The 26,009-nt window shown below is 65.1% G+C and carries 28 protein-coding genes, 1 pseudogene and 2 riboswitches; of the genes and pseudogenes, 23 read left to right on the top strand and 6 right to left on the bottom strand.

The window, feature by feature from the left end; genetic code table 11:
* The first annotated feature begins 1 nt into the window (after position 1).
* From LOY22_RS14275 to LOY22_RS14205, 15 genes are all read left to right on the top strand, one after another.
* Positions 2-1,537 (top strand): ABC transporter substrate-binding protein, encoded by a 1,536-nt coding sequence (locus LOY22_RS14275; protein ID WP_258593633.1) that lies wholly within the window; start codon positions 2-4, stop codon positions 1,535-1,537.
* Complete coding sequence (locus tag LOY22_RS14270) at positions 1,534-2,181, top strand: SurA N-terminal domain-containing protein (RefSeq protein WP_258593631.1); 648 nt, start codon at positions 1,534-1,536, stop codon at positions 2,179-2,181. Before LOY22_RS14275 ends, LOY22_RS14270 begins: the two co-directional genes overlap by 4 nt.
* Before the next feature lie 229 nt (positions 2,182-2,410).
* Positions 2,411-2,947: a response regulator gene (locus LOY22_RS14265; RefSeq protein WP_093382246.1), complete on the top strand. Its 537-nt coding sequence runs from the start codon at positions 2,411-2,413 to the stop codon at positions 2,945-2,947.
* Positions 2,948-3,000: 53 nt separating this feature from the next.
* A complete protein-coding gene (locus LOY22_RS14260; protein WP_093382249.1) occupies positions 3,001-4,701 on the top strand; it encodes a GspE/PulE family protein in 1,701 nt (566 codons plus the stop codon).
* A complete protein-coding gene (locus LOY22_RS14255; protein ID WP_258593628.1) occupies positions 4,652-5,479 on the top strand; it encodes a hypothetical protein in 828 nt (275 codons plus the stop codon). The genes LOY22_RS14260 and LOY22_RS14255 overlap by 50 nt, the downstream gene beginning before the upstream one ends.
* A gap of 1 nt (position 5,480) precedes the next feature.
* Entirely contained in the window at positions 5,481-6,023 is a 543-nt protein-coding gene (locus tag LOY22_RS14250; RefSeq protein ID WP_093382255.1) for a pilus assembly protein, read from the top strand.
* Positions 6,010-6,558, top strand: coding sequence for a type 4a pilus biogenesis protein PilO (locus LOY22_RS14245; protein ID WP_093382258.1), 549 nt, complete (start codon positions 6,010-6,012; stop codon positions 6,556-6,558). Before LOY22_RS14250 ends, LOY22_RS14245 begins: the two co-directional genes overlap by 14 nt.
* Positions 6,558-7,058: a hypothetical protein gene (locus tag LOY22_RS14240; protein WP_093382261.1), complete on the top strand. Its 501-nt coding sequence runs from the start codon at positions 6,558-6,560 to the stop codon at positions 7,056-7,058. Before LOY22_RS14245 ends, LOY22_RS14240 begins: the two co-directional genes overlap by 1 nt.
* Complete coding sequence (locus LOY22_RS14235; protein ID WP_045198310.1) at positions 7,055-8,878, top strand: secretin N-terminal domain-containing protein; 1,824 nt, start codon at positions 7,055-7,057, stop codon at positions 8,876-8,878. Before LOY22_RS14240 ends, LOY22_RS14235 begins: the two co-directional genes overlap by 4 nt.
* Positions 8,879-8,881: 3 nt before the next feature.
* Positions 8,882-9,358 (top strand): prepilin-type N-terminal cleavage/methylation domain-containing protein, encoded by a 477-nt coding sequence (locus tag LOY22_RS14230; RefSeq protein WP_045198311.1) that lies wholly within the window; start codon positions 8,882-8,884, stop codon positions 9,356-9,358.
* Between the two features lie 5 nt (positions 9,359-9,363).
* A complete protein-coding gene (locus LOY22_RS14225) occupies positions 9,364-9,738 on the top strand; it encodes a type II secretion system protein (RefSeq protein ID WP_093382267.1) in 375 nt (124 codons plus the stop codon).
* On the top strand, positions 9,713-10,243 hold the full coding sequence (locus tag LOY22_RS14220) for a type II secretion system protein (protein WP_045198314.1): 531 nt from the start codon (positions 9,713-9,715) through the stop codon (positions 10,241-10,243). Before LOY22_RS14225 ends, LOY22_RS14220 begins: the two co-directional genes overlap by 26 nt.
* Positions 10,240-10,635 carry a curli production assembly/transport protein CsgE gene (csgE, locus tag LOY22_RS14215; RefSeq protein WP_045198315.1) on the top strand — a complete coding sequence of 132 codons (396 nt, stop codon included), beginning with the start codon at positions 10,240-10,242 and terminating at the stop codon, positions 10,633-10,635. Before LOY22_RS14220 ends, csgE begins: the two co-directional genes overlap by 4 nt.
* Entirely contained in the window at positions 10,632-11,051 is a 420-nt protein-coding gene (locus LOY22_RS14210) for a curli assembly protein CsgF (protein ID WP_045198317.1), read from the top strand. The genes csgE and LOY22_RS14210 overlap by 4 nt, the downstream gene beginning before the upstream one ends.
* Before the next feature lie 28 nt (positions 11,052-11,079).
* Positions 11,080-11,925, top strand: a complete 846-nt coding sequence (locus LOY22_RS14205; RefSeq protein ID WP_123566619.1) for a CsgG/HfaB family protein — start codon at positions 11,080-11,082, stop codon at positions 11,923-11,925.
* A 5-nt stretch (positions 11,926-11,930) separates the two neighbouring features.
* Here LOY22_RS14205 and LOY22_RS14200 read toward each other — a convergent pair whose 3' ends face one another.
* From LOY22_RS14200 to LOY22_RS14180, 5 genes are read right to left on the bottom strand one after another with little or no spacing between them, the layout of a single operon-like run.
* Positions 11,931-12,176 (bottom strand): DUF1272 domain-containing protein, encoded by a 246-nt coding sequence (locus LOY22_RS14200; protein WP_045198320.1) that lies wholly within the window; start codon positions 12,174-12,176, stop codon positions 11,931-11,933.
* A gap of 43 nt (positions 12,177-12,219) precedes the next feature.
* Positions 12,220-12,966 (bottom strand): precorrin-4 C(11)-methyltransferase, encoded by a 747-nt coding sequence (cobM, locus tag LOY22_RS14195; RefSeq protein WP_258593623.1) that lies wholly within the window; start codon positions 12,964-12,966, stop codon positions 12,220-12,222.
* Positions 12,967-12,996: 30 nt separating this feature from the next.
* Positions 12,997-13,395 carry a cobalamin biosynthesis protein gene (locus LOY22_RS14190; RefSeq protein ID WP_093382287.1) on the bottom strand — a complete coding sequence of 133 codons (399 nt, stop codon included), beginning with the start codon at positions 13,393-13,395 and terminating at the stop codon, positions 12,997-12,999.
* A gap of 3 nt (positions 13,396-13,398) precedes the next feature.
* Complete coding sequence (locus LOY22_RS14185; RefSeq protein WP_258593622.1) at positions 13,399-14,091, bottom strand: CbtA family protein; 693 nt, start codon at positions 14,089-14,091, stop codon at positions 13,399-13,401.
* Positions 14,092-14,102: 11 nt separating this feature from the next.
* A complete protein-coding gene (locus tag LOY22_RS14180) occupies positions 14,103-14,288 on the bottom strand; it encodes a CbtB domain-containing protein (protein WP_036995824.1) in 186 nt (61 codons plus the stop codon).
* Between the two features lie 97 nt (positions 14,289-14,385).
* Positions 14,386-14,613, bottom strand: a riboswitch (cobalamin riboswitch).
* Between the two features lie 60 nt (positions 14,614-14,673).
* A riboswitch (cobalamin riboswitch) is annotated at positions 14,674-14,873 on the top strand.
* Between the two features lie 95 nt (positions 14,874-14,968).
* Between LOY22_RS14180 and cobW the strand changes: the two genes are divergently transcribed.
* The 4 genes and pseudogenes from cobW (at position 14,969) to LOY22_RS14160 (ending at position 21,465) form a co-directional block, all read left to right on the top strand.
* The gene (gene cobW, locus LOY22_RS14175; RefSeq protein WP_045198466.1) at positions 14,969-16,036 is read left to right on the top strand and encodes a cobalamin biosynthesis protein CobW; all 1,068 of its coding nucleotides are present in this window, start codon (positions 14,969-14,971) and stop codon (positions 16,034-16,036) included.
* A 3-nt stretch (positions 16,037-16,039) separates the two neighbouring features.
* On the top strand, positions 16,040-19,798 hold the full coding sequence (gene cobN / locus LOY22_RS14170) for a cobaltochelatase subunit CobN (protein ID WP_258593621.1): 3,759 nt from the start codon (positions 16,040-16,042) through the stop codon (positions 19,796-19,798).
* 1 nt (position 19,799) lies between these two features.
* Positions 19,800-20,800, top strand: a pseudogene (locus LOY22_RS14165) (ATP-binding protein).
* On the top strand, positions 20,725-21,465 hold the full coding sequence (locus LOY22_RS14160; protein WP_258593619.1) for a VWA domain-containing protein: 741 nt from the start codon (positions 20,725-20,727) through the stop codon (positions 21,463-21,465). The pseudogene LOY22_RS14165 and the gene LOY22_RS14160 overlap by 76 nt, the downstream one beginning before the upstream one ends.
* A 110-nt stretch (positions 21,466-21,575) precedes the next feature.
* Here the strand turns inward: LOY22_RS14160 and LOY22_RS14155 are convergent, their stop codons facing one another.
* Positions 21,576-21,842: a hypothetical protein gene (locus LOY22_RS14155; RefSeq protein WP_093382303.1), complete on the bottom strand. Its 267-nt coding sequence runs from the start codon at positions 21,840-21,842 to the stop codon at positions 21,576-21,578.
* Between the two features lie 240 nt (positions 21,843-22,082).
* Between LOY22_RS14155 and LOY22_RS14150 the strand changes: the two genes are divergently transcribed.
* The 4 genes from LOY22_RS14150 to LOY22_RS14140 all read left to right on the top strand — a co-directional run bounded on the left by LOY22_RS14150 (position 22,083) and on the right by LOY22_RS14140 (position 25,989).
* Positions 22,083-23,195, top strand: coding sequence for a hypothetical protein (locus LOY22_RS14150; protein ID WP_258593617.1), 1,113 nt, complete (start codon positions 22,083-22,085; stop codon positions 23,193-23,195).
* 32 nt (positions 23,196-23,227) lie between these two features.
* Positions 23,228-24,031, top strand: coding sequence for an Ig-like domain-containing protein (locus LOY22_RS14145; protein WP_258593615.1), 804 nt, complete (start codon positions 23,228-23,230; stop codon positions 24,029-24,031).
* A 50-nt stretch (positions 24,032-24,081) separates the two neighbouring features.
* Positions 24,082-24,429 (top strand): chitin binding peritrophin-A domain-containing protein, encoded by a 348-nt coding sequence (locus tag LOY22_RS27065; RefSeq protein ID WP_093382312.1) that lies wholly within the window; start codon positions 24,082-24,084, stop codon positions 24,427-24,429.
* A 234-nt stretch (positions 24,430-24,663) separates the two neighbouring features.
* Positions 24,664-25,989, top strand: a complete 1,326-nt coding sequence (locus LOY22_RS14140; protein WP_045198338.1) for a sigma-54 dependent transcriptional regulator — start codon at positions 24,664-24,666, stop codon at positions 25,987-25,989.
* Positions 25,990-26,009: the final 20 nt, after the last annotated feature.

Raw genomic sequence — 26,009 nt, 5'->3', positions numbered from 1 at the left:
CATGGCCGCGCGCCTGGCTATCGGCGTGCTGCTGAGCGTGCTGCTGGTCAGCCCGCTGGCCAGCGCCCTCGAGCTCAGCCCGCAGGAGCTGGCGGGCAAGCGCCTGTACCGCGAAGGCCTGTCGAGCAGCGATGCCCAGGTGTCGGCGCGGGTTGGTGCCGCCGACATGCTGGTGCCGGCCAGCGTCGTACCCTGTGCCAGCTGCCACGGCAGCGATGGCCTGGGCCGGGCCGAGGGCGGAGTGCGTCCGCCGTCGCTGAACTGGCAGCGCCTGGCCGGCGGGCAGGGCATGCGCGAGGTCAATGGCCGCCGCTATCCGGTCTACACCGAGGCGAGCCTGGCCCGCGCCATTCAGGAGGGCCGCGACCCGGCCGGCAACCGTCTGGACCCGGCGATGCCGCGCTTTGTCCTGAGCATGGCCGACCAGCGCAACCTCAGTGCCTACCTCAAGCGCCTGGCCGATGACCGCGACCCGGGGCTGGAAGAACAGACCCTGCGCCTGGGCACTTTGCTGCCGACCCAGGGCGCCCTGGCCGCGCCTGCGCGGGTGGTGGCGGCGGTGTTGGCTGACCGTATCGAGCAGATCAACCGCCAGGGCGGCATTCATGGCCGCAGCTTGCAGCTGGTCAACCTCGACCCCGGCCCCGACCAGGCCAGTGCCGAGCAGGCGCTGGCGCAACTGATCGACCAGCAGCGGGTATTCGCCCTGGTCGCGCCGATGGCGCCGGCCCTTGATACCACGCTGGCCGCGCGCCTGGAGCAGGCGCGCCTGCCGTTGATCGGCGCCGCCCCGCAGCTGGCCGGCAGCCGCCAGGTGTTCGACCCCTTGCCCGGGTTGCGTGAGCAGCTGCTGAGCCTGGCCGACTACGCCCAGGGCAGCCTGTCGTTGCAGCAGGCCCAGGTGACTATCGTTTATGCCGAGGCCAACCAGGCCGCGCTGGCGGCCAGTTTACGCGAGGCCTTGCTGGCGCGCGGCTGGAGCCAGGTCAAGGTCGAGGCCTTCGAGCAGCAGGCGCCGACCGGGCAGGCACTGTTCTATCTCGGCAAGGCCTCGGCTTTCAGCCGCCTGACCGAAGCCTTGCAGCAGGCCGGGCGCACGCCTTACCTGTTCGCCGCCTCAAGCCAGGTCGCCAGCGAGCTGCTGCTGGTACCACAAGCGTGGTCGCGGCGGGTGTTCCTGGCCTATCCGTTCATCCCCAGCGACTGGACCGCCCAGGGCCGCGAGGCGCTCACCGCCCTGCGCCAGCGCCAGGGCCTGGATGGCCGCCAAGGCTTGTTGCAGGTCAGTACCTGGTGCGCCATGCAATTGCTTGAAGAAGCGCTCAAGCGCGCCGGACGTGATGCCAGCCGCGAGAAACTCACCCAGGCCCTCGAAGGCCTGCACGACGTGCACACCGGCCTGACCCCGGCCCTGGGCTTTGGCCCGGGCCGGCGCCAGGGCCTGAACGGTGCGCATGTGGTCACCGTTGAAATGCCCGGCCCGGTGTTCTATCCGGTTGCCGCCTACCAGAGTGTCCTTGAGACGAGGTCGCCATGAACCGCCTGATGCCGTTGCTGCTGTGCCTGTTGGCTGTATCGCTGCACGCCGCGGACGGGCCGCCGGCGGCGCGGGTCAACGGCGTGGAGATCAGCCAGATGCGCCTGGAGCGCTATTTTGCCGAGTATCTTGAGGACCAGGGCAGGGCGCTGACCAGTATCCGCAACCCCAGCGTGTACAAGCGCCTGCGCGAACAGGCGCTGAACGACCTGATCGACCGCGAGCTGCTGTGGCAGGAGGCCCAGCGCCAGGGCGTGGCGGTCAGTGATGCCGAGGTCGAGGCGCGCATCGGCCACCTGCGCCAGGCATTCGGCAGCAATGAAGTGTTCGAGCGGCGCATGGCCGATGCCGGTTTCGACCCCCAGAGCTTTGCCGCTTACACCCGTCAGGAGATGGCCGCGCAGCAGGTGTTCGTGGCTGCCAGCCGCGTGCCGGAGCCAAGCGCGGCGCAGGTGTCGGCGTTCTATCAAGCCAACGCGAAAACCTTTGCGGGTGGGCAGAACCAAAGCCAGGGCGACCCTGTCCAACGGGAGCAAGGACTTGCAATGGCTAAAACCCTTCTTATCGATCAACTGCAGACGCAGGCGCGTCAGGCGTTGTTGCAACGCTTGCGCGACAGCGGTCAACTGCAGCGTATCGACTGAGCGCAGCGCCGCCCCCACTATTGGGGGCAGCACTAGGGGCAAAACGCCATCTGTCCCCCGGGATTGGGGAAGGGGCTAGCACCCGTTTGCGTCTATGCTTACAGAATCAACGACATAGCACATTGATTTGCGCCGTATCACGTCTGGCACGAAGCATGCGTAAGCCTCTACAAGGCCGCACTCGTGCCGGGCCGGGAAACCGGGCCAGCGATGCTTCAGGGAGTGGACCTTGGTGAACAGAGTATTGGTAGTCGATGACGAACAGACCCTTGCCGGCAATATCCAGGATTACCTGGTTCTGCAAGGCCTCGACGTCCATGTTGCCCACGACGGAGCCAGTGCCATCGGCGCTGCCGAACGCACCCGGCCCGAAGTGGTAGTGCTGGATTATCGCTTGCCCGATATGGAGGGGTTTCAGGTTCTGGAGACTGTGCGCCAACAAGGTACGCGCTGTCATTTCGTGCTGATCACCGCCCACCCGACCGCCGAGGTCCGTGAGCGGGCCAGCCAACTGGGTGTCAGCCATATCCTGTTCAAGCCTTTTCCGCTGGCGGAACTGGCCCGCGCAGTCCTCGACCTGATGGGCATCAAGCGAGAAAGCCGGCGCGCAGCCGACAAGGACACAGGGTTCGTCGAACGACGCCAGAGCAGGAGTGAGAGTTTCCCCCTGCAGTTGTTCGACGGTAGCTGGGTCCTGGCCGATCGCCGACGTAATGGCGCACGGCCGCCGGGGCCCGACGACGACCAGCTGCTCACCGGGGAATAACGCGCGAGCAGGGCTGAACCAGGCTCTCCGCGCCCCGCGTCGGAGAGCATGCCATGGAACCGTTGTCGCTCGTTCCTCCCGTTCTAGCCAGCACCCCGGCGCCCCTTGGCCGCGCGCTGCTGGCCCAGGCCAGGGCCAGTGCCGAACTCAGCGGCGAGCGCCTGCTCGATACCCTGCAATCGCTCAGCGGCCTTGAGCCGGCAGCGTTTGTCCAGTGCCTGGGCGCCACCCTGCATTACCCGCTGCTCGACGGCCCGGCGCTGTTCGCCGCCACGCCGCTGTTCGAGCGGGTCAGCCTGGCCCAGTGCCTGAAACGCGAATTCATCCTCCTCCAGCATGACGGCCAGACCCTCGGGGTGTTCGCCGACCCCTTCGACGACGCCCGTCTGGCCTGGATCGACGACTGCCTGCAAGGCGCACCGCTGTACCTGGTGCAAGCCGCCGAGCTCACGGGCTTTCTGGCCCGCCACGAAGAGAGCTTCCACGCGGTCGATTCGCTGGACACCGAGAACGAAACCGCCAACGAGCTCGACAGCCTGCAGAGCCTGTCATTGGCCAGCATCAGCGAAGACCAGAGCCGGGTGGTCAAGCTGGTCAACTCGACCCTCTACGATGCCCTGAAGATGCACGCCAGCGACATTCACCTGGGCGTGACCGGCAGCGGCCTGGTGATCAAGTACCGCATCGACGGCGTACTCAACAGCATCAGCAAGGTCAGTGGCAGCGAGTTCGCCGACCAGGTGATCTCGCGGATCAAGGTCATGGCTGAGCTTGACATCGGCGAGAAACGCGTGCCCCAGGACGGCCGCTTCAAGATCGGCATCAGCGCCCGGCAGATCGATTTCCGAGTCTCGATCATGCCGAGCATTTTCGGCGAAGACGCGGTGTTGCGGGTGCTCGACAAACAGGACCTGGCCGATCGCGTCAGCGGCGTGCAGTTGCAGGCCCTGGGCTTTGAACAGCAGACCCTGCGCAGCCTGCGCCGGCTGGCCAGCGAACCCTACGGGATGATCCTGGTCACCGGCCCCACCGGCAGCGGCAAGACCACCACCCTTTACGCCATGATCAGCGAGATCAACCACGGCGTAGACAAGATCATCACCATCGAAGACCCGGTGGAGTACCAGTTGCCGGGGGTGCTGCAGATACCGGTCAATGAAAAGAAAGGCCTGACCTTCGCCCGCGGCCTGCGCTCGATCCTGCGCCACGACCCGGACAAAATCATGGTCGGCGAAATCCGCGACCCGGACACCGCGCAAATCGCCGTGCAGTCGGCACTCACCGGGCACCTGGTGTTCACCACCATCCACGCCAACAACGTCTTCGATGTGATCGGCCGCTTCAGCCAGATGCAGGTCGACCCCTACAGCTTTGTCTCGGCGCTCAACGCCGTGCTGGCCCAGCGCCTGATTCGCCTGGTTTGCCCGCACTGCGCCGCTGCCCAGCAACCCAGTGATGAAGAACTCGTCGCCTCGGGCCTGGAGCCCGGCCAGGTCGGCCATTACCGCTTCGTTCACGGCAGTGGCTGCGGCCAGTGCCGGGGCAGCGGTTATCGCGGACGCACGGCGATTGCCGAGCTGCTGCACCTGGATGACGACCTGCGCCAGATGATCGTCGAGCGCAAGCCCCTGGCGCAAATCAAGACCCTGGCCTGCCAACGCGGCCTGCGCCTGCTGCGCAGCTCGGCGCTGGAGCTGGTGCGTGATGGCCGGACCACCCTGGAGGAGATCAATCGTGTCACTTTTATCGCCTGATCGCTTTATCGCCGTGCTCGGCGCCCAGGGTGTGGGCCTGTGCCAACGCCAGGGTCAACAGCAACGCTGGCTCTCAAGCCTGGACTTTATCGCCGAGCGCAGCCTGGCCTGGGCCGTGGCCCTGGAGTCGCTGCAGCACCTGCTGGTTGAACATGCCGGCAAGGGTGCGCAGTTGCAGGTGTTGCTCTCGGCCCAGTACAGCCGCTTCTGCCTGGTGCCCTGGAGCGCCGCCATCAGCCGCCCGGACGAGTTGCAGCAGTACGCCCGCGCCTGTTTCGAGGCGCATTACGGGCAGAGCCTGGAAGGCTGGCGCATTGTCGTATCCCCCGAAGCCGGCGGTTGCCCGCGCATCGCCAGCGCCACGCCGCAGGCCTTGCTCGATCAGCTTGAGGCCCTGTGCCGCAATCTCGGGCTACGCCTGCGCTCGACGCGGCCTTACCTGATGGCGGCCTACAACCACTTTGCCGAGCAACTGGGGCAGGGCGACTTTCTTTTCGTCCTGGCCGAGCCGCAACGCAGCGTCTGCCTGCTGGCGCAATACGGCGCCTGGCAGCACGTCAGTGCCCAGGGCTGCAGCGACAGTGACCAGGCCCTGCAAGCCTTGATCGCCCGCCACAGCGAGTTGCACCAGGGCGAGGGGCAACTGCCGGTGTACCTGCATGCGCCCGGGCGCCTTGAGCCAGTACCGGCGCTGGCGGGCGTGCAACTGTGCGAGCTGGCGCCAGCGCCGCTGGCGGTACGCGACGTGCTGTGCAGCATGTCACGGGCGGTGGCCTGAAATGCGCCGCCTGATGCTGGACCTGCAGCCCGCCCGCACAGGTTGGACCGCCTGGGCGCTGCTGGCATGCGCACTGAGCCTGCTACTCGGCACTGCGCTGCTGCAGCAGGGCTTCGATCAACAACAGGCCGGGCTTGAACAGCAACTTGAACAGCTCGACCGGCAACTGGGCAAACGGCCCCAGGCCGAGCCAGCGCTCAATGCCGCGCAAAGCCGCGAGCAGGCCGAGAAACTGGCACAGATGCGCAGCGTCTCGCAGCAACTGCAACGGCCGTGGGAGCGCCTGTTCAACATGCTTGAAGGGCTGCCGCAAGACGACGTTTCCTTGCTCACCCTGACCCCCGATGCGCGCAAGGGCCAACTGCGCATCAGCGCCGAGGCCCGCGACCTGGAGGCCATGCTGGCCTTCCACAAGCGCCTGGAAGCCAGCGACGAGCTGCGCGATGTGTCGCTGCTCAACCACGAAATCATCGCCAAGCAGGCCGAGCATCCGGTGCAGTTCAACCTGTCGGCCACCTGGGAGAACGGCAATGCGCATCCCTAGCCTGATCCTCCATGAACGCGCCCGCCAGCTCGGCGTAGTGGGCCTGGCCGGTGCCGGGTTGCTGGCCCTGGCCCTGCTGTATGGCGTTACTGCCTTGCTCGGCCAATGGCAGCAGTTGCAACAGCTGGAGCAGCAGCGTGATCAGGCCCTGGCCCAGGTCGCGCAGTTCAAGCAGGGCACGCTGAAGCTGGCGCAGGTGCCCAGGCACGAACTGGAAGACTTTCACAAACAGCTGCCGGCCCAGCCTCAGGCCACTGTGGCCATCGACCGCATCTACGCCCTGGCCAAGGCCGAGCAGATCACCCTGGCCCGCGGCGAGTACGCCCTGGGGGTCGATCCCAAGACTCAGCTGGCGCGTTACCAGATCCTCCTGCCGGTGCGCGGCAGCTACCCGCAAATCCGCCGCTACGTGCATGCCTTGCTCGGCCAGTTGCCGGCACTGGTGCTCGAAGACATCGACCTGCAGCGCAAGAAGATCGGCGACCGCGAGCTGACCGGGCGCATCCGTATGACCCTTTACCTGTCGAGGTCATGATGAACACTCAACGCAGCCTGGCCTGGCTGGCTTTTCTCGGCACCGCCGCGGTGCTGGCCTGGGCGCCGGGGTATTTCTTCGACGACGTAGCTGAAGACGCCGAGGCGGCTGTTGAGGTCGCCGGCAAGGCTTCTGCACCGCTGACGCCGACCGCGCAGACGGCGGCAAGGCCGGCAGCCCTGCAGCCGCGCGACCTGTTCCCGAGCAAGAGCTGGAAGCCTGCGGTGCAGGTCACCACCGTCACCGAACAACCGGTGGTCATCGCTCCGGTGGCCGTGGCGCCTGTCGCCCCGGCACTGCCATTCCAGTTCGTTGGCCGCCTGGATGATCGCGACGACCAGCAGGTGTTCCTGCAAAGCGGCGAAAAACTCTACGTCGTGCGCCGCGGCGACGTGATCGATGACACCTACCGGATCGAGCAGATCTCCGCTACGGAGCTGAGCCTGGTCTACCTGCCATTGCACCTGTCCCAGACCTTGTCTGTAGGGAGCGCACCATGAATTCGCCAAGGCTCAGCCACAAAGCGCCGTACCTGATGCTTGCCCTGTGTGTCGCCCTGGCCGGATGCGGCACTTCGGGTGTGCGCAAGGACGCCCAGGCCCTGATCGGTGAGGGCCAGTACGAGGCCGGAATCGCCCAGCTTGAAGACGCGCTCAAGGAACACCCGCGCGACACCGAACTGAACATCGCCTTGATCCAGGGCCGGCGCCAGGCGGTGGAGGCGCTGCTGACCCAGGCCGACAGCGACCGCAGCCGCCATGACTTCGGCGGTGCGCGCACAGGTTACGGGCGGGTGCTGACCCTGGAGCCGAACAACCGCCGGGCCCTGGATGCGGTGCGCCAGATCGAGCAGATGCGCAACCTCGGCGAGCGCATTGCCCTGGGCCAGGCGGCGTTGCGCAGCGGCGACCTGTTCGGCGCCGAGCGGCACATGCGCGAAGTGCTGCTGCTCGACCCGCAGAACGAAGGCGGCCTGGCCCTGCGCAAGGACATCGAGCTGGTGCAAAGCCGCACCGCCCAGCCCAACCCGCAACTGCGCAGCAAGCTCGAACGGCCGGTGACCCTGGAGTTTCGCGACGCCAACCTGAAGACCATCTTCGAGGTGCTGTCGCAGGTGGCGGGGCTGAACTTCATCTTCGACAAGGACCTGCGCCCGGACATGAAGGCGACCATCTTCGTGCGTGACGTGCGCATCGAAGACGCCGTGGCCCTGCTGCTGGAACAGAACCAGCTGCACCAGAAGGTGGTGAACGACAACACGCTGCTGATTTACCCGGACTCGCCGCAGAAGATCAAGGATTACCAGGAACTGGTGATGCGCACCTTCTACCTGACCAGCATCGACGCCAACACCGCGCTGAACATGGTCAAGACCATGCTCAAGACCCGCGACGTGTTCGTCGACGAGCGCCTCAACACCCTGACCATGCGCGACACCCCCGACGCCGTGCGCATGGCCGAGAAACTGCTGCAGTCCCAGGACCAGTCCAACCCGGAAGTGGTGCTGGAGGTGGAAGTGATGGAGGTTGCCCGTTCGCGGATCCTCGAACTCGGCCTGCAGTGGCCCAACACCTTTGGCATCCTCAACGCCGATGGCAACCCGGTGGGCACCCTCGACCAGTTGCGCGGCATCAACTCCTCGCGCATCAGCATCGCCCCGGCACCGCAAGCCAAGATCAACGCCCAGGACAACGACATCAACACCCTGGCAAGCCCGGTGATCCGCGTCAGCAACCGAGAGCAGGCACGCATCCACATTGGCCAGCGGGTGCCGATCATCAGCGCCACCTCGGTGCCCTCGACCCAGGGCCCGGTGATCACCGAAAGCGTCACCTACCTGGACGTCGGCCTCAAGCTCGAAGTGACCCCGGTGGTGCACCTGAACAACGAGGTGGCGATCAAGGTGGCCCTGGAAGTCAGCAACGCCAAGCCGCTGGAGCCGACCCGCCAGGGCACCATCCCGGTTCAGGTCGACACCCGCAACGCCCAGACCAGCCTGCGCCTGCACGACGGCGAAACCCAGGTGCTGGCCGGGTTGATGCGCAACGACCAGGGTGGCAGCGGCAACAAGATCCCGGGGCTTGGCGACATTCCCGGCCTGGGCCGGCTGTTCGGCAGCAACCGCAGCGACAACAGCCAGTCGGAGCTGGTGCTGTCGATCACCCCGCGGATCATCCGCAACCTGCCGTACCAGAGCCCGTCGGACATGGAGTTTGCCACCGGCACCGAAACCAGCATGCAGATCCGCAACCTCAACCGCAGCATCGAGGTCGACGACGAGCAACCCATTGCGGCGGTACCGACCGCGGTGAGGCCGTAAATCATGAAACGCCCGATGGCCGGTTTCAGCCTGATCGAAGTGATGCTGACCCTGGCACTGCTCGGGTTGCTCGCCTCGATTGCCGCGCCGCTGACCGAAACCCTGGTGCGGCGCAACAAGGAGCAGGAGCTGCGCACCGCGCTGTACCAACTGCGCGATGCCATCGACGCCTACAAGCGCGCCTTCGACGCCGGCTATATCGAGAAGTCCCTCGACGCCAGCGGCTACCCGCCGAACCTGCAGGTGCTGGTCGATGGCGTGCGCGATGTGCGCAGTGCCAAGGGCGCCAAGTTCTACTTTCTGCGGCGCATTCCCCAGGACCCGCTGCTGGCCGCGCGCAAGGACGACGAGCAGGGCGGGTGGGGCCTGCGCGCCTACGACAGCCCGGCGCAGAGCCCGCGTGATGGTGAAGACGTTTTTGATGTGTACTCCCGGGCCCGCGGCAAGGGCCTCAACGGCATCGCCTACGGGCAGTGGTGAGCAGCATGAAACGTAACCAGGGCTTTACCTTGATCGAATTGCTGGTGGTGATGGCGATCATCGCCACGCTGATGACCATCGCCATGCCGCGCTACTTCAACAGCCTCGAGACCTCGCGCGAGGCCACCCTGCGCCAGAGCCTGGCGGTGATGCGCGAGGCGCTGGACCACTACTACGGCGACACCGGCCGCTACCCCGAGTCGCTGGAACAGTTGGTCGAGCAGCGCTACCTGCGCGGCGCGCCGCTGGACCCGATCACCGAACGCCGTGACGGCTGGCTGCTGGTGGCACCGCCTGAAGGCGTCGCCGGCGCCGTTGCCGACATCAAAAGCGGTTCAACCGGGAGGGCCCGTGATGGCAGCCTTTATGCCGAGTGGTAATGCCGGGCAGGCAGGCTTCACCTACCTGGGCGTGCTGTTGCTGATCGCCGTCACCGGCATGGCCCTGGCGGCCACCGGCACGCTGTGGTCGACCGTCGCCCAGCGCGAGCGCGAACGCGAGCTGCTGTGGGTCGGCGGCCAGTATGCCCAGGCCCTGCGCAGCTACTTTCGCGCCTCACCTGGCCTGGCCCAATACCCGCAGAGCCTTGAGGAGCTGCTGGAGGATAGCCGTTACCCCAACCCCAAGCGGCACCTGCGCAAGTTGTACCCGGACCCGATCACCGCCAGCGATGACTGGGGCCTGCTGCGCTCGATCGACGGGCGCATCACCGGCGTCTACAGCCGCTCCCAGGCCCTGCCGCTCAAACGCACCGGCTTTGCCGGGCAATGGTCGGAGTTCGACGGCCTGGAGCACTACAGCGACTGGCAGTTCGTCGCCGAAAAGGCCTTCAACGAAAGCGCTGCCGGCGCACGCAAGGGCCTGGCCCAGGGAGCCGGGCAATGAACCGCCGCCTCAGTGCCCTGGCCCTGGCCCTGGTGCTGCTGGCCGGCACCGCCCGGGGCGGCGCCGAGGACGAGATGATGGGCTTTATCGTCGACAATACCATCTCGCACATCGGCCACGACTTCTATTACAGCTTTGCCGAGCGGCTGCGTGCCACCAGTCGCCTGGATTTCAACCTGGTGGTACGTGAACGACCCGACCCGCGCTGGGGCAGCCTGGTGACGGTCGAGTACGAGCAACGCGTGCTGTACCGGCGTTTTCTGCCACCCAACACCACTGAGCTTAAGGACGCCGCCTACGAGGCTGCGGACCTGGTCAAGGCGCAGATCATCCAGCGCAAGCTGCAGATGCTGCTGCAGGACACCACTGATCTGGAGAGGGACGAGCTATGAACAACAACAAAACCTGCAGCCTGGCCTCGCTGGTATTGCTGGCGAGCCTCGCCAGTGCAGCCAGCGCCACGGAACTGGTCTACACCCCGGTCAACCCGGCGTTTGGCGGCAACCCGCTGAACGGCACCTGGCTGCTCAACAACGCCCAGGCGCAGAACGATCACGAAGACCCGGCCATCAAGGACCGCACCTCGGCCTTTGCCAGCACCTCGGCACTGGAGCGTTTCACCAGCCAGCTGGAGTCGCGCCTGCTCTCGCAACTGCTGACCAACATCAACAACGGCAACACCGGCAGCCTGCAGACCGACGCCTTCATCATCAACGTCATCGACGACTCGGGGGCCCTGAGCATTCAGGTGACCGACCGGGTAACCGGGGAAATCTCGGAAATTCAGGTCAACGGTCTGAACCCTTGAAGGGCCAGGACAACGGGGAGAAACAGCGATGAAACGAATTCTGAGCACACTGCTGATCCTGGCCGCCTTGCAAGGCTGCAGCCTGCGCGAACCGATGCCGGCCGAACAGGACAGCGAAAGCCCGACCCTGACGCCACGGGCCTCGACCTACTACGACCTGCTCAACATGCCGCGGCCCAAGGGCCGGCTGATGGCGGTGGTGTATGGTTTTCGCGACCAGACCGGGCAATACAAGCCGACCCCGGCCAGCTCGTTTTCCACCAGCGTCACCCAGGGCGCGGCGAGCATGCTGATGGATGCCCTGCAGGCCAGCGGCTGGTTCGTGGTGCTTGAGCGCGAAGGGCTGCAGAACCTGCTGACCGAACGCAAGATCATTCGCGCCTCGCAGAAAAAGCCCGACACCCCGGTGAATATTCAGGGCGAGCTGCCGCCGCTGCAGGCGGCCAACCTGATGCTCGAAGGCGGCATCATCGCCTACGACACCAACGTGCGCAGCGGCGGCGAGGGCGCGCGCTACCTGGGTATCGACCTGTCGCGCGAGTACCGGGTCGACCAGGTCTCGGTCAACCTGCGGGCGGTGGACGTGCGCAGCGGCCAGGTGCTGGCCAACGTCATGACCAGCAAGACCATCTACTCGGTCGGGCGCAGCGCCGGGGTGTTCAAGTTCATCGAATTCAAGAAGCTCCTGGAAGCCGAGGTCGGCTACACCACCAACGAGCCGGCGCAGCTGTGCGTGCTGTCGGCGATCGAGGCGGCGGTGGGGCACTTGCTGGCCCAGGGCATTGAACGGCGCCTGTGGCAGGTGGCGGGGGATGGCAGCGGCGACAAGGCGGTACTGGACAAATACCTGAGCCAGTACCAGAGCCCTGAGTGAGTGTGTCAGTGGCTGGGGCAGCCCTGTTCCTTGACGATCCGCTGGGTCGAGGCCGGGTTGTTGACCAGCTTGGCCGCCGAGCGTGCCGGGCGTTTGACCAGCTCACCGCCGCAATTGGGGCACTGGCCCTTGAGCTGACGTTCGTTGCAGTCACGGCAAAAGGTGCATTCGAACGAGCAGATCAACGCATCCGCGCTATCTCCGGGCAGGTCGCTGCCACAGCATTCACAGTTGGGGCGCAATTCGAGCATGGTCAGGTCCTCACAGGCGGAACGGAGTCGTCAGTGTATACGCTCAGGGCCGATACAGGTGGGCGTGGCCAGCGCGGTACAGCGCCGACTCGCTGAAGCTGTCGTTGCCCAGCACCCGGCCTACCAGAATCAGCGCGGTACGGCGAAAATCCTTGGCTGCCGCCAGCTCGACAATCGTCTCCAGGGTGCCCAGCACCCAGTCCTGGTCCGGCCAGGTTGCGCGGTGCACCACGGCAATTGGGCAGTCGCCGCCATAGTGCGGGCGCAGCTCTTCGACGATTTTAGCCAGGTGCTTGACCCCCAGGTGCACTGCCAGGGTGGTCTGGTGGCGGGCCAGGTCGGCCAGTTGCTCGCCGGCCGGCATGGGTGATTTGTCGGCGTAGCGGGTGAGGATCACACTTTGGGCGATGTCCGGCAGGGTCAGCTCGCAGCCGAGCAGGGCGGCGCTGGCCGCCACGGCGGTGACGCCGGGGACAATCTCGTAGGGGATGCCCAGCTCGCGCAGGTAGCGGATCTGCTCGCCGATGGCGCCATACAGGCTGGGGTCGCCACTGTGCACCCGGGCGACGTCCTGGCCATTGTCGTGGGCGCTTTTGATGGCTTCGATGATCTGCGCCAGGTGCAGTTCGGCGCTGTTGATCAGGATTTCGGCGCGGTGACCTTCCAGCACTGCGGGCGGCACCAGGGAGCCGGCGTAGATGATCACCGGGCAGCGCTGGATCAGGCGCTGGCCCTTGACGGTGATCAGCTGCGGATCGCCGGGGCCGGCGCCGATGAAATAGACGGTCATGGGGTGTCCTTGCGGGTAAAGGGCTGATTATCAGCGAAAACCGCTGGTGCAGGCCAATGCCAGGCTGGCGTCGGCCTGCAAGGTGCGAGTGACCAGCAGCCGGGCCGGGCCGCCGAGCTGCTCGGCCAGGGCCAGGGCGGCGCTCTCGGCCACGCCATAACAGCCGCTGTGCTGGAAGGCTACCGCAGAGCGATGGCTCAGCTGTGATTCGAAAGCGGCCAGCTGCGCCGCACTGTAGAACCGCAGCGGCACGCCCAGGCGCCGGGCCAGTTCATGCAGGCCGGTTTCGTCGTGCTTGAGGTCGATGCTGGCAAGGCCCATGACCGCGCCGGGCGGCAGGTCATGGGCGAGCAGGGTGCGGGTGAGCAGCTCGCTCAGGGCATCGGCCGGGCAGCCGCGACGGCAACCCAGGCCGAGGTACAGCTGCATAGTTCAGGCCTGGCTCGAACGGCGGTACAGCCAGGCGCTGATCAGCCCCAGGGCCAGCCAGAATGCGGCGTTGGTCAGCAGCGAGGCGACCTTGAACTCGGCTTCCAGGGCTTCTGGCGCAAGCATCTGGTGCACCTCCGGCTGTGGCGCGCCAATCACATGCGGCACTACCAGCAAGACTGCGCCGACTACCTTCAGCAGCCAGTTGTGGGCAAACACGATCAAGGCCAGGCCCACGGCGGTGGCGGCAGCGGTGCCAACCCACCAGGCCTGGCGCTGGGCCAGGTCGGCGGCAGCGGTACCCGGCAGTTCCGGTGGCAGGCCCAGGGTCGGCGCCAGGCAGAACACGGCAAAGCCGCCCAGGCCCCAGAGCGCGCCGCTGATCACGGTTTTCGGTGCGCGCAGGGTGTAGAGCGCGGCGAGGATCAGGGCGAAACCGACCGCCACCACCAGATTGCCACCGGTGGTCGACAGCACACGCTGCCAGCCGTCTTGCGGCGACCAGGCTTCGCTGTCGTGATGATGCTCGGCGGTGCCGGCGGCATGTTCATGGGGCGCTTCGAGCGCAGGCGCGGCGCTTTCATAGGTTTCCGCCTGGAGAATCAGCGGCGCGACCCAGAAGCTTTGCAGCAGGGTCAGCAGCAGGGCGGCCAGCAGGCCGGTAAAGCCTGCGGTACTGGCAATACGCTTGATCATCGGGGCAGCACTCAGTGGCAAGGGAAGGCGGCGCTGTGGCGGGTATCGTGGGCAGCGTTGTGCACCGCTTCGATGTGCGAGAAACCGGCGAAGTACACCAGGCACAGGCCCAGCAGCGAGGCGCCGACAGCAACCAGCAGGCGCTGGCTGAGGCTTGACGGGGTAACGGCTTGGTTAATGGCGGTACTGGTACGCATGGCGCTTTCCTCTTGGTGTTGTCGGCAACAGGCAAGCGCAGCGAACCCCTGCGCGGCGTTCGCCCAGGGGTTGTAACAGCGCCCGCCCACCGCGGGTTTGTTCGGTCAAGCGTTGGGCCGGTCTCCGGGCTGGTGAGGGTTGGCCGCTGGCCACACCACAGGCGTCACCTTCCCATGCCAGACAGCGGGCACAGTGGCTCTGACGCTTTTCTCACTTACCGTTGCGGGGGCAGCACCGGACTTGCCATACACCTTATAAAGAAGCGTACGACGCACCGGTTTCCCAGTTTCACCCTCAAGGGGCACCCAAACGAATGGCGTTAGCAAATCACGGGCGCGGGCAGGCGTCAATCGTGACAGCAGTTGACCGCTCACCGGGCACTGCGTAGCCTAGCCGCTTCGAGGTTCTTCGGCGCTGGCCGAAGCTAAGAAGGGAACGCGGTTCAAGCCGCGGCTGCCCCCGCAACTGTAAGCATTGAAGGGTTCGACACAGCCACTGCAGCACGTGCGGGAAGGCGTCGTTCGACTGGCCACGGCGCCGGTGCAATGCAAGCCAGGAGACCTGCCTCGAACAGTTTCCGACATTCAACCGGGCGGGGTGATCCGGTGGCGAACAGGCCAGGTGCACAACACCTTTGGCGCTCGTCCCGCATGCCCGCCATCCTGCCAAGGGCATCGAAATGAAAACACTGGCCAAACTCCCCGTCACCATCGTTACCGGCTTCCTCGGCTCGGGCAAGACCACGCTGCTGCGGCACATGCTCGACAACGCCCAGGGGCGGCGCATCGCGGTGATCGTCAACGAGTTTGGCGAGCTGGGCATCGACGGCGAAATCCTCAAGCAATGCAGCATCGGCTGCACTGAAGAAGAGGCCAGCGGCCGCGTCTATGAGCTGGCCAACGGCTGCCTGTGCTGCACCGTGCAGGAAGAGTTCTTCCCGGTGATGCGCGAGCTGGTGGCGCGTCGCGGCGACCTCGACCACATCCTCATCGAAACCAGCGGCCTGGCCCTGCCCAAGCCCCTGGTACAAGCCTTTCAGTGGCCAGAAATCCGTAACGCCTGCACCGTTGATGCAGTGATCACCGTGGTCGACAGCCCGGCTGTTGCCGCCGGCACCTTTGCCGCCTACCCGGAGCAGGTCGATGCGCAGCGCAAGCTCGACCCCAACCTTGACCACGAATCGCCACTGCACGAGCTGTTCGCCGACCAGCTGGCCAGCGCCGACCTGGTGGTGCTGAACAAGGCCGACCTGATCGCCGCCGACGATCTGGCCAAGGTTCGCGCCGAAGTCGAAGAAGAGCTGCCGCCGGCGGTCAAGGTGATCGAAGCCAGCAGCGGCCGCCTGCCGCTGGAAGTGTTGCTGGGCCTGGGTGCCGAATCCGAGGCGCACATCGATGGCCGCCGCACCCACCACGACTCGCACCACGACGGTGACGATCACGACGACCATGACCACGACGCCTTCGACTCGATCTCCATCGAGCTGCCGCAAGCCGACGAAAGCCTGCTGCTCGACGCCCTGACCCAACTGGTGGTGCAACATGGCATCCTGCGGGTCAAAGGTTTTGCGGCGATCCCGGGCAAGCCGATGCGCCTGCTGATCCAGGGCGTAGGCACCCGTTTCGACAAGCACTTCGACCGCGCCTGGCGCAGCGAAGAGCCGCGCACCACGCGCCTGGTGCTGATCGGCCAGGAGCTGGATGCGCCGCAGCTGCAAGCGAGCCTGCGCGCCGCCCTGGGCGCTTGACCCATGCACCTGCTGCGGACCCAGCCCGGTGGTTTTGTACCGGACGACAGCATTGCCGACCTCGGCCAGACCCCGGCCGAGCTGGTAATCCTCTGCAGCGGTGACTCGCACCTGGCGCTGCTGGCCGAAACCGCCCAGCAGCTGCCCGAGGATTTCCCCAGCCTGCGTCTGGCCAACCCCATGCAGGTACAGAATCATGCCTCGGTCGACCTGTATGTCGACCAGGTGCTGCGCCATGCCAAGGTCATCCTGGTGTCGCTGCATGGCGGCGTCGGTTACTGGCGCTATGGCGTGGAGCAACTGCTGGAACTGGCCGCCCGCGGCGTGCAGCTGATCCTGGTGCCCGGCGACGACCGCCCTGACCCGGAGCTGACCCGCCTGAGCACGGTGGCGGCCGAGCAGGCCGAACGGCTCTGGCACTTTTTGCGCCAGGGCGGCAAGGCCAATGCCCTGAACCTGTTCAACTGCCTGGCCAGCCAGTACCTGCAGCGCGACTATCCGTGGAGCGCGCCGCAGCAATTGCCGCGCACCGCGGTGTACCACCCGCGCAAGGCCGCTGCGGTGCTGCAGGACTGGTTCGGCGAATGGCAGGTCGAGCAACCGGTGGTGCCGATTCTGTTCTACCGCTCGCACCTGCAGGCGGCCAACACGGCCTTTATCGACACCTTTTGCGAGCGTTTGCAGCTGGCCGGGCTCAACCCCTTGCCGATTGCCGTGGCCAGCCTCAAGGAGGCTGCGTGCCTGCAGCAGGTCGAAGACTGGCTGGACCAGGTCGACGCTGCGCTGATCATCAACACCACAGGCTTTGCCCAGTCCAGCCCCGAGCAGCCGCACCTGCGCCCGTTTCGCCGCGACATCCCGGTGTTACAAGCGATCTGCGCCCAGGACAACGAACCGGCCTGGCAGGCCAGCGAGCAGGGCCTGGGTGCCCGTGACCTGGCCATGCACATCGCCTTGCCGGAGCTGGACGGGCGCATCATCACCCGCCCGGTCAGCTTCAAGGACCTGGCCTGGCGCAGCGAGCGCAGCCAGTCCGATGTGGTCTGCTACCGCGCCCAGCCCGAACGCATGGACTTTGTCGCCGAGCTGGCGCGGCGCTGGTGTGCGCTGGCGCAAATACCCAACGGGCAGAAGCGCGTGGCGCTGATCCTCGCCAACTACCCGACCCGCGATGGTCGCATCGGCAATGGCGTGGGCCTCGATACGCCGGCAGCGGCGCTGAACATCCTGCGCACCCTGCAGGCCCAGGGCTATCCGCTGGCGCCCTTGCCCGACAGCGGCACGGCGCTGATCCAGGCTTTGCTCGGTGGCGTCAGCAACGACCTGGACAGCCTCGACCTGCGCCCGTGCATGCAGAGCATGGCCCTGGAGGACTACCTGGCGGCCTTTGCTACCTTGCCCGAGGCCAATCAGCTCGCTGTGCGCGAGCGCTGGGGCGAACCGAGCCAGGACCCGATGTGGCGCAGCGGGCGGATGATGATCGCCGGCCTGCGCTACGGCCTGACTTTTGTCGGCATCCAGCCGGCACGGGGTTACCAGCTGGACCAGAGCGCGGTCTATCACGACCCGGACCTGGTGCCGCCGCATGGCTACCTGGCGTTCTACTTCTGGCTGCGCCATGGCTTTGCCGCCGATGCGCTGATCCATGTCGGCAAGCATGGCAACCTGGAATGGCTGCCGGGCAAGGGTGTCGGGCTGTCCGATAGCTGCTGGCCGGACGCCTTGCTCGGGCCGCTGCCGAACATTTATCCGTTTATCGTCAACGACCCGGGCGAGGGCGCCCAGGCCAAGCGCCGCACCCAGGCGGTGATCATCGACCACCTGATGCCGCCGCTGACCCGCGCCGAAACCTACGGGCCGTTGCGCCACCTGGAGCTGCTCGCCGACGAGTACTACGAGGCGCAGTTGCTCGATCCGCGCCGGGCCCGCGAGCTGCAGCGCGACATCCTGGCGCTGGTGCGCGACAACCATATCGATCGCGAACTGCAGATCGAAGGCGCCCTGGACGATGCCGCGATCTGGCTGCCACGCCTGGACACCTACCTGTGCGACCTCAAGGAATCGCAGATCCGCGATGGCCTGCACGTGTTCGGCGAGTCGCCGGCCGGGCGCCTGCGTATCGACACCTTGCTGGCGCTATTGCGGGTGGAACGCGGTGATGGGCGCGGGGCCAACGGCAGTTTGTTGCGGGCCCTGGCCAAGGCGCTGAACCTGGGCTTCGACCCGCTCGATTGCGACCTCGGCCAGCCCTGGCAAGGCCCTCGGCCCGCACTCTTGGCGACATTGGACGAAGCCTGGCGCACCGCCGGCGATACCCGCGAGCGCCTTGAGCTGTACGCCAGCCAACTGATCGAGCAGACCCTCGATGGCAGCGTGCAGCTGGTCGGCGGCCCTGAATGGGCACAGGTACAGGCGATTCTCGACGCGCTGGCGCAGCAGGTCGCGCCGCAACTGGACAGCTGCGGCCCGGCAGAAATGCACGGCTTGCTGGCTGCCCTCGACGGTCGCTTCGTGCCTGCCGGCCCCAGTGGCGCGCCAAGCCGCGGGCGCCTGGACGTACTGCCGACCGGGCGCAACTTCTATACCGTCGATGTGCGCAACCTGCCGACCACCACCGCCTGGCGCATCGGTTTTGCCTCGGCCAACCTGATCCTCGAACGCCATTTGCAAGACCATGGCGATCACCTGCGCCAGCTCGGCCTGTCGGTGTGGGGCACGGCGACCATGCGCACCGGCGGCGACGATATCGCCCAGGCCATGGCCCTGCTTGGCGTGCGGCCGGTGTGGGCCAGCGGCAGCCAGCGCGTCGACGACTTCGAAATCCTGCCCTTGAGCCTGCTCGACCGGCCACGGGTGGATGTCACCTTGCGCGTCTCGGGGTTCTTCCGCGATGCTTTTGGCAACCTGATCAAGCTGTTCGATGTGGCGGTGCAAGCGGTGGCGGCGCTGGATGAGCCGGATGAGCTCAATCCGCTGGCGGCCAAGGTCCGTAGCGAGCGCGCAGAACTTCTGGCCCAGGGCCTGGACGCCGAACAGGCCGCTCGCCAGGCCGGCTGGCGGGTGTTCGGGGCCAAACCGGGCGCCTATGGCGCAGGCGTGCAGAATGCTATTGACGGACGGTTGTGGAATGACCGCCAGGACCTCGCCGAGGTCTACTTGAATCACGGTGGCTATGCCTACGGCACCGCCGATGACGGCACGCCGGCGCGCGCCGATTTTGCCCGGCGCCTGAGCCAGGTGCAGGCGGTGGTGCAAAATCAGGACAACCACGAGCACGACCTGCTCGATTCCAATGACTACTACCAGTTCCAGGGCGGCATGCTCGCCGCCGTGGAGAGCCTGGGCGGCAGCAGGGTGGCCAGTTATCACGGCGACCACAGCCAGCCGGACCGGCCGCGCATCCGCACCCTGAAAGAAGAGCTGAACCGGGTGATCCGCGCCCGGGCGCTGAACCCCAAGTGGATCGACGGGGTCAAGCGTCACGGCTATAAAGGTGCCTTCGAGCTGGCGGCCACCGTCGACAACCTGTTCGCTTTCGATGCCACCACGCAGCTGATCGACGACCACCATTACCAGTCGCTGGCCGACGCCTACGTGCTCGACGATGCGACCCGCGACTTTATCCGCCAGCACAACCCCGAGGCCTTGCGCGACATCACTGAGCGCCTGCTCGAAGCCCAGCAGCGCGGGCTCTGGCAGGAGCCGGGTGATTACCGTGAAGCCCTGGAAGAACAGCTGCTGGACGGCGAAGAAGAGAATTGAGATGAGCGAACCTGCACATTTTCCCCTGGCCGCCGTGGTCGGCGCCGACGAGCTGAAACTGGCGCTGTGCCTGACCGCCATCGACCCGAAGATCGGCGGCGTGCTGATCGAAGGCCCGCGCGGCATGGCTAAGAGCACCCTGGCCCGGGGCCTGGCTGATTTGCTCGGCGAAGGGCCGTTCGTGACCCTGCCGCTGGGTGCCAGTGAAGAGCGCCTGGTCGGCACCCTCGACCTGGATGCGGCGCTGGGCCAGGGCAAGGCGCAGTTTTCCCGGGGGTGCTGGCCAAGGCCGACGGCGGCGTGCTCTATGTGGATGAAGTCAATCTTCTGGCGGATCATCTGGTCGACCTGTTGCTGGACGTGGCTGCCAGTGGCACCAACCGGGTCGAGCGCGACGGAATTTCCCACCGCCATAGCGCGCGTTTCGTGTTGATTGGCACCATGAACCCGGAGGAAGGCGAGTTGCGCCCGCAATTGCTCGACCGCTTCGGCCTCAATGTGCTGCTCGAGGGCCAGCCGTTGCCCGAAGCCCGTGGCCAGATCATTCGCCGCCGGCTGGATTTCGACAGTGATCCCGAGGCCTTTTGCGCCCAGTGGGCGCCAGCCCAGGCGGCCCTGCGCGAGCGTTGCCATGGCGCTCGCGAGTGCTTGGCGCAGATTGCCCTGGACGACCAGGCCCTGGCGCAGATTACCCAGCGCTGTTTTGCTGCGGGCGTTGATGGCTTGCGCGCCGACCTGGTCTGGCTGCGCGCCGCCCGCGCCCATGCAGCCTGGCGCGGTGCTCAGGTAATCGAGGCTGAGGATATCGACGCCGTGGCCGAGTTCGCCTTGCGCCATCGGCGTCGCGAAGCGCCAGCGCCACAACCGCAAGCGCCAGATAACGGTGCCGCGCTGCCGCCTGCGGCCGGGCAGCAAGGCCAGGGCCAATGGGGCGAATTACCGCCGCAAGCCACACCGAGCGGCGCCCGGCGCGAGGTGCCGAGCTGGGCAAAAAAGCCCTGAGCATCCGCCGCCGCAGCAGCGCGGATGCCAGACCCCGGCCCGGAGCACTTGCCGCAGGCCCGCGTGGGCGCAGCAAACAGGCGGCATCTGGCGCGGTGGCGTGGCCGGCCACCTTGCTCAAGGGCCGCCCGCGCACGCGCAACGACCTGCGCTGGCAGCAGCGCACGGCCAGCGCCCAAGAGCTGTGGCTGGTGATTGTCGATGCTTCGGCGTCAACCCGCCGTCACCAGGCCCTGAGCCGGGCCAAGGGCATGCTGGCGGGGTTTTTCGATCAGGCCTACCGCAACCGCGCGCGACTGACCCTTCTCACCGCCAGCGGCAATGCGCCGCGCTGGCAACGTCACGGGCTAAAAGCCTCGGCGAGCTTGCAGCCGTGGCTGGAGGCGTTGGGGGCGGGGGGCGGTACGCCATTGCTGGCGGCACTGGAGCAGGCACGGAGTTGGCTGCAGGAGCGTCAACGACGCTATCCGGCAGAACTGCAGCGATGCCTGATCGTGACCGATGGCCGGCTCAAGGCTTGGCAGGCGCTGCAGCCGCTGCCTTGCCAATCGCTGTTGGTGGATATCGAAAGTTCGCCGGTCAAGCTGGGAAGGGCACAGTTACTTGCGCAACAACTGCATGCCGATTACCAGCACCTGGAGACACTGGCACTGCTCGGCGGATAACCTGGTATCAATAAAAACAACTGCGGCCAAGTGTCGCAGTTTGTCCAGCGAGTTATAGCAAAGTTGCCAAAGGCGTGCGCGAATACAGCGCCTTTGGCAATTAACCGCTATTACTTGGGCATCGACCAAGGCTGCAACGCATAACCTTTCTCGCTCAACTCGGCGCGAACTTCTTCAATCAAATTAGCCAGTTGCGCAGGGTCGGAGTAGGTGCTGCAAGGGACTTGCTTGCTGCCAATTCGGGTGCTGGTCCGGTCGATGACTGCCAGGCTCAACTCACCGGTACCGTTGGGTACATCCCAGGCAACACACTGGAAAGGTTCAAAGGCGTGGTCGGCAATCAGCAGGGCATCGTTGATACGCAGCGGGGCGTTCATGGGTTCGGTCTCTCTGTGGGCCCAAACATGGAATAAACCCGCGCGCCTGTTTGCGCAGCGGTGAGTTACTTGTACTGATGCACCCGACCGGGGGTAAGTCACACTTCTTTTAAAAATAGTTGAATACCGCTCATCGGTTGATGACGGGGCACCTGGCATTTTTGTCAGTAGCGGCCATGTCAGGAGCGGCGTTGAATAGGGCCAGCCACAGCGCTTATGCGCCAATGACGGGAGGATGGGATGCGCCAAGGTGTAGTAACCCAGCAACTTTTGCCGGCGCCGGTCGTACTTGAAGCCGTTGGCAACAACCTCGTCGATACCCTTGAGCGTGCGACGGTACAAATCCCGGTGTATGCGCAAATGGCCGCCAACCAGCTGGTGCGAATGATCTGGGATGGGCGGCGGGAAAACAATCAGCACTATTTGCATACCGAGGATCGGATCGTTGACGCCGACAGGGTGGGAGAGCCTATCGATTTCCTCGTGCTGGCCGAACATATCGCCCCGCTCAACAAGGGCCTATTGATGGTGCGGTATCGTGTATTTGATTTTGAAACCGACTGGCACGAATCTGACCAGCTGGATCTGGAAGTCGGGCGCACAGACCTGGTGCTGCCTCCTCCTTGGGTAGACGAAGCCAAGGAGGGCAGGCTTGATCCAGTCGGTCTGACAACCGCTACCGTGCGCGTGGCAATCTACGATGGCATGCAGGTTGGGCAAAAGGTTTATCTGGAGTGCCTTCGCACAGGTGGCGGGGGCAGCTATCTCGGGGAAATCGAGGTGACTGCCTTGACGGACCTGACCTTTGAACTGCCGGTCGAATTCATTATTCCGGCCATCAGCCAGAATATCCTCTTCCAATACTGGGTGGTGGAGCCAGGTGTACGAACCCGGCACTCGCGGTTGCTGTCGTTATGGATCAGGCTCCAGACCCTGGAACTACAGCTGCCCTGCGTTTCTCAGGCCGCTGCGGGACAGCTTGATCCTTTGCAAGCGTTATCCGGGGTAAACATCAAGGTTGGTTACCCGCACATGACCGTGCAGGAAAACATTATCTTGCACTGGACCGGCTCGGCCACGGGATCGACCGTTAGTGAACCGCTCAGGGGAGATCCTCGCGGTGAAGTCGAATTTACCCTTGCCCCTGAGCTTGTGGGCGCAAACATAGGGCCCGGCTTGCGTACGGTACAGGTCCGCTATGACGTCGAGCGCGTGGGCGGCGGGGCACAGCGGTCGCCGCTGTTGAGTCTGGGCATACGGCCCCTGGCAGGGCTGGCGCAGCCCGCCGTCGCCGATGTGATTGGAACGACACTGGACCTTGATCGAGTAACCGGCAATCCCTGGTATCGATAGTGCGGTGGAATTTCGCCCGCGCAGGGCAACGCGTGTGGCTGCGTTGTCATGGCACCAAGCTTAACGGTGATGCCGATATCATCGAGTTGGGCAGCGCCGCCGAGGTGAATGAAGCCGAAGCCGCAAATGGCCTGAGCAGGGCGATCGCGCGCGACCGTCTGCAGCTTCTGCGGGATAACTCCGAACTACGGGTGGAATTCAAAGTCAGCTTCGCGCGCACGCAGCAAGAAACCGACGCGGTTACCTTCCCCTTGCTTCGCCTGACCCTGCGTACGGGCCTTAGCATCGCCCCGGGGGCCCTCGTGCTGGACGGGCCGGCGATCCGCGTGACAAAAAACTGGCAGCAGATCAGGGATTTTCCTGCCAATACAGCGCAGCGCCAGGCCACTGGCGGCCAACCGCCGTATACCTATGCCGTTGCCAATCCGGCGATCGCTACCGTAAGTCAGCAGGGCAAGGTTACCGGTATGGGCAACGGTACAACCACCATCACGGTTCGCGATACTAACCAGCGCAGTGTCCAATACTCGGTACAGGTATCGAACATACGCTGGCTCAACGTCGACGAGCACTCAACGTCTTATGCTACCGGTTTTCAGCTGATGCAGAGCCGCGGGGGAAGCCCGGTGCAGGCGGCCGATGAAGCGCTGCTGCTGGCTCACTATGCGCAGCCATTCCCATCGCTGATGCGGCGTTACTTCTTCATGTTTACCAACGGTCAATGCCCCGGAGCCGAGCGCGTCTATGAAGTGGGCTCGGCTAACACGTTTCGCTGTAATTCCCGCACTACCAATGCGGGCGGTTGGTTTCTGACAAACACAAGGCCCGCCAACTGACTCTGGTATGGGGCATTAAAACGATTCTCCACCAAGCAAAGAGGTGCATCATGTCATACCGTTCACGTCGTACCTTGGGGCGTCTGGTAGTCGCATCAGCATTCACCTTGTTAGCAGGCTGCAGCTCATCCGGAGGCGTCAGCAACGAAGAGGTTCAGGTTAACTGTGCGGCGGTCGGGGCGGGTTATCATCCAGACCCCAGCGATTGCACGAGCTATTTCAGGTGTCAGCTAATAAGTGGGCAGTGGTATCGCTTTGCCTACAGCTGCCCGGCCGGCAGCTTCTATTCCCCGTCGACCCAGCGATGCGTGACGGCCAGCAGTTGCCCGAGTGCCGCTCAACCCGCCACCGGCCAGCTCGACCCGGGCTTGCCCGAACGCCGCCAGCTGGTACGCTGAATACTGAGGATCCAGGCGTTCTAGCGTCAGCAAAATTTCAAGGTTGCCGCAGGGGTACCGACCCGGTATCCAGCTCGTTGCGGCGCCGCCTTTGACCGCAATTGCTCGACAAATACTCCCTTCCAGCAGACAGACGGTAGTGGGCGATTGACGCATCGTTGCTACTGTTAAAACGGGCCTGCCAACACACTGTTTCTATTTAAAATTCCAACTATTGGCGCCAAGGAATAGGTCATGCTAGAGCCTGCATCCAACCGCCGCCTGCTGATCGTCGATCCTTGCGATGACTGCCATCGTCTATTGCCTGGCTTGCGCAGTGTGGGCTGGGATGTGCACAGCTGTACCTTGAACTCGGCCCTGGAACATCCCTGCGACGTCGGGTTGCTGCGTTTGCAGGCCTCGCACCTGCAGCACCCGGATGCGGTCAAGGATTTGATCAGCCGCAGCAACACCGAATGGATCGCCGTACTCAGTCCGCAGGAGCTGCGGGCGCAGAATGTCGGCGATTTTGTCTGCGAATGGTTTTTTGACTTTCATACCTTGCCCTTTGATGTCTCGCGGGTACAGGTCACCCTTGGCCGCGCGTTCGGCATGGCGCGCCTGCGCGGCAAGGGCTATGTGCATGTCGATGAACCGGAGCACGAACTGCTCGGTGACAGCCGGCCGATTCGCGAACTGCGCAAGCTGCTGAGCAAGCTGGCGCCCACCGAGTCGCCGGTGCTGATTCGCGGCGAGAGCGGCACCGGCAAGGAGCTGGTGGCGCGCACCTTGCATCGCCAGTCTCAGCGCCGTGACAAACCCTTCGTGCCGATCAACTGCGGCGCCATCCCCGAGCACCTGATCCAGTCCGAGTTGTTCGGCCACGAGAAAGGCGCCTTCACCGGTGCCCATCAACGCAAGATCGGCCGTATCGAAGCCGCCCACGGTGGCACGCTGTTTCTCGATGAAATTGGTGACCTGCCGCTGGAGCTGCAGGCCAATCTGCTGCGCTTTTTGCAGGAAAAACACATCGAGCGGGTCGGCGGCAGCCAGCCGATAGCCGTCGATGTGCGGGTACTGGCAGCGACCCACGTCGACCTGGAAAAAGCCATCGACAGCGGGCGCTTTCGCGAAGACCTGTATTACCGCCTGAATGTCCTGCAGGTGGTCACCGCGCCGCTGCGCGACCGCCATGGTGACCTGTCGATGCTGGCCAGTCATTTCTCGCACTTCTACAGCCTGGAAACCGGCCGCCGGCCCCGCTCCTTCAGCGAAGACGCCCTGGTGGCCATGGGCAAGCACGACTGGCCCGGCAACGTCCGTGAGCTGGCCAACCGCGTGCGCCGCGGCCTGGTTCTGGCCGAAGGCCGGCAGATCGAGGCACAGGATCTGGGCTTGCTGGGCCAGCACGAGTTCGCCCCGAGCATGGGCACCCTTGAAGACTACAAGCACCGGGCCGAGCGCCAGGCCTTGTGCGACGTGCTCAACCGCCACAGCGACAACCTGAGCATCGCAGCCAAGGTGCTGGGGGTTTCCCGGCCGACCTTTTACCGGCTGCTGCACAAGCATCAGATTCGTTGAGTCGTGACCAATGCGCATGA

The sequence above is a fragment of the Pseudomonas sp. B21-035 genome, assembly GCF_024748945.1.
GTDB lineage: Bacteria > Pseudomonadota > Gammaproteobacteria > Pseudomonadales > Pseudomonadaceae > Aquipseudomonas.
The sequence above is the reverse complement of the archived record's forward strand: the minus strand, read 5'-3'. Positions and strand labels throughout refer to the sequence as shown.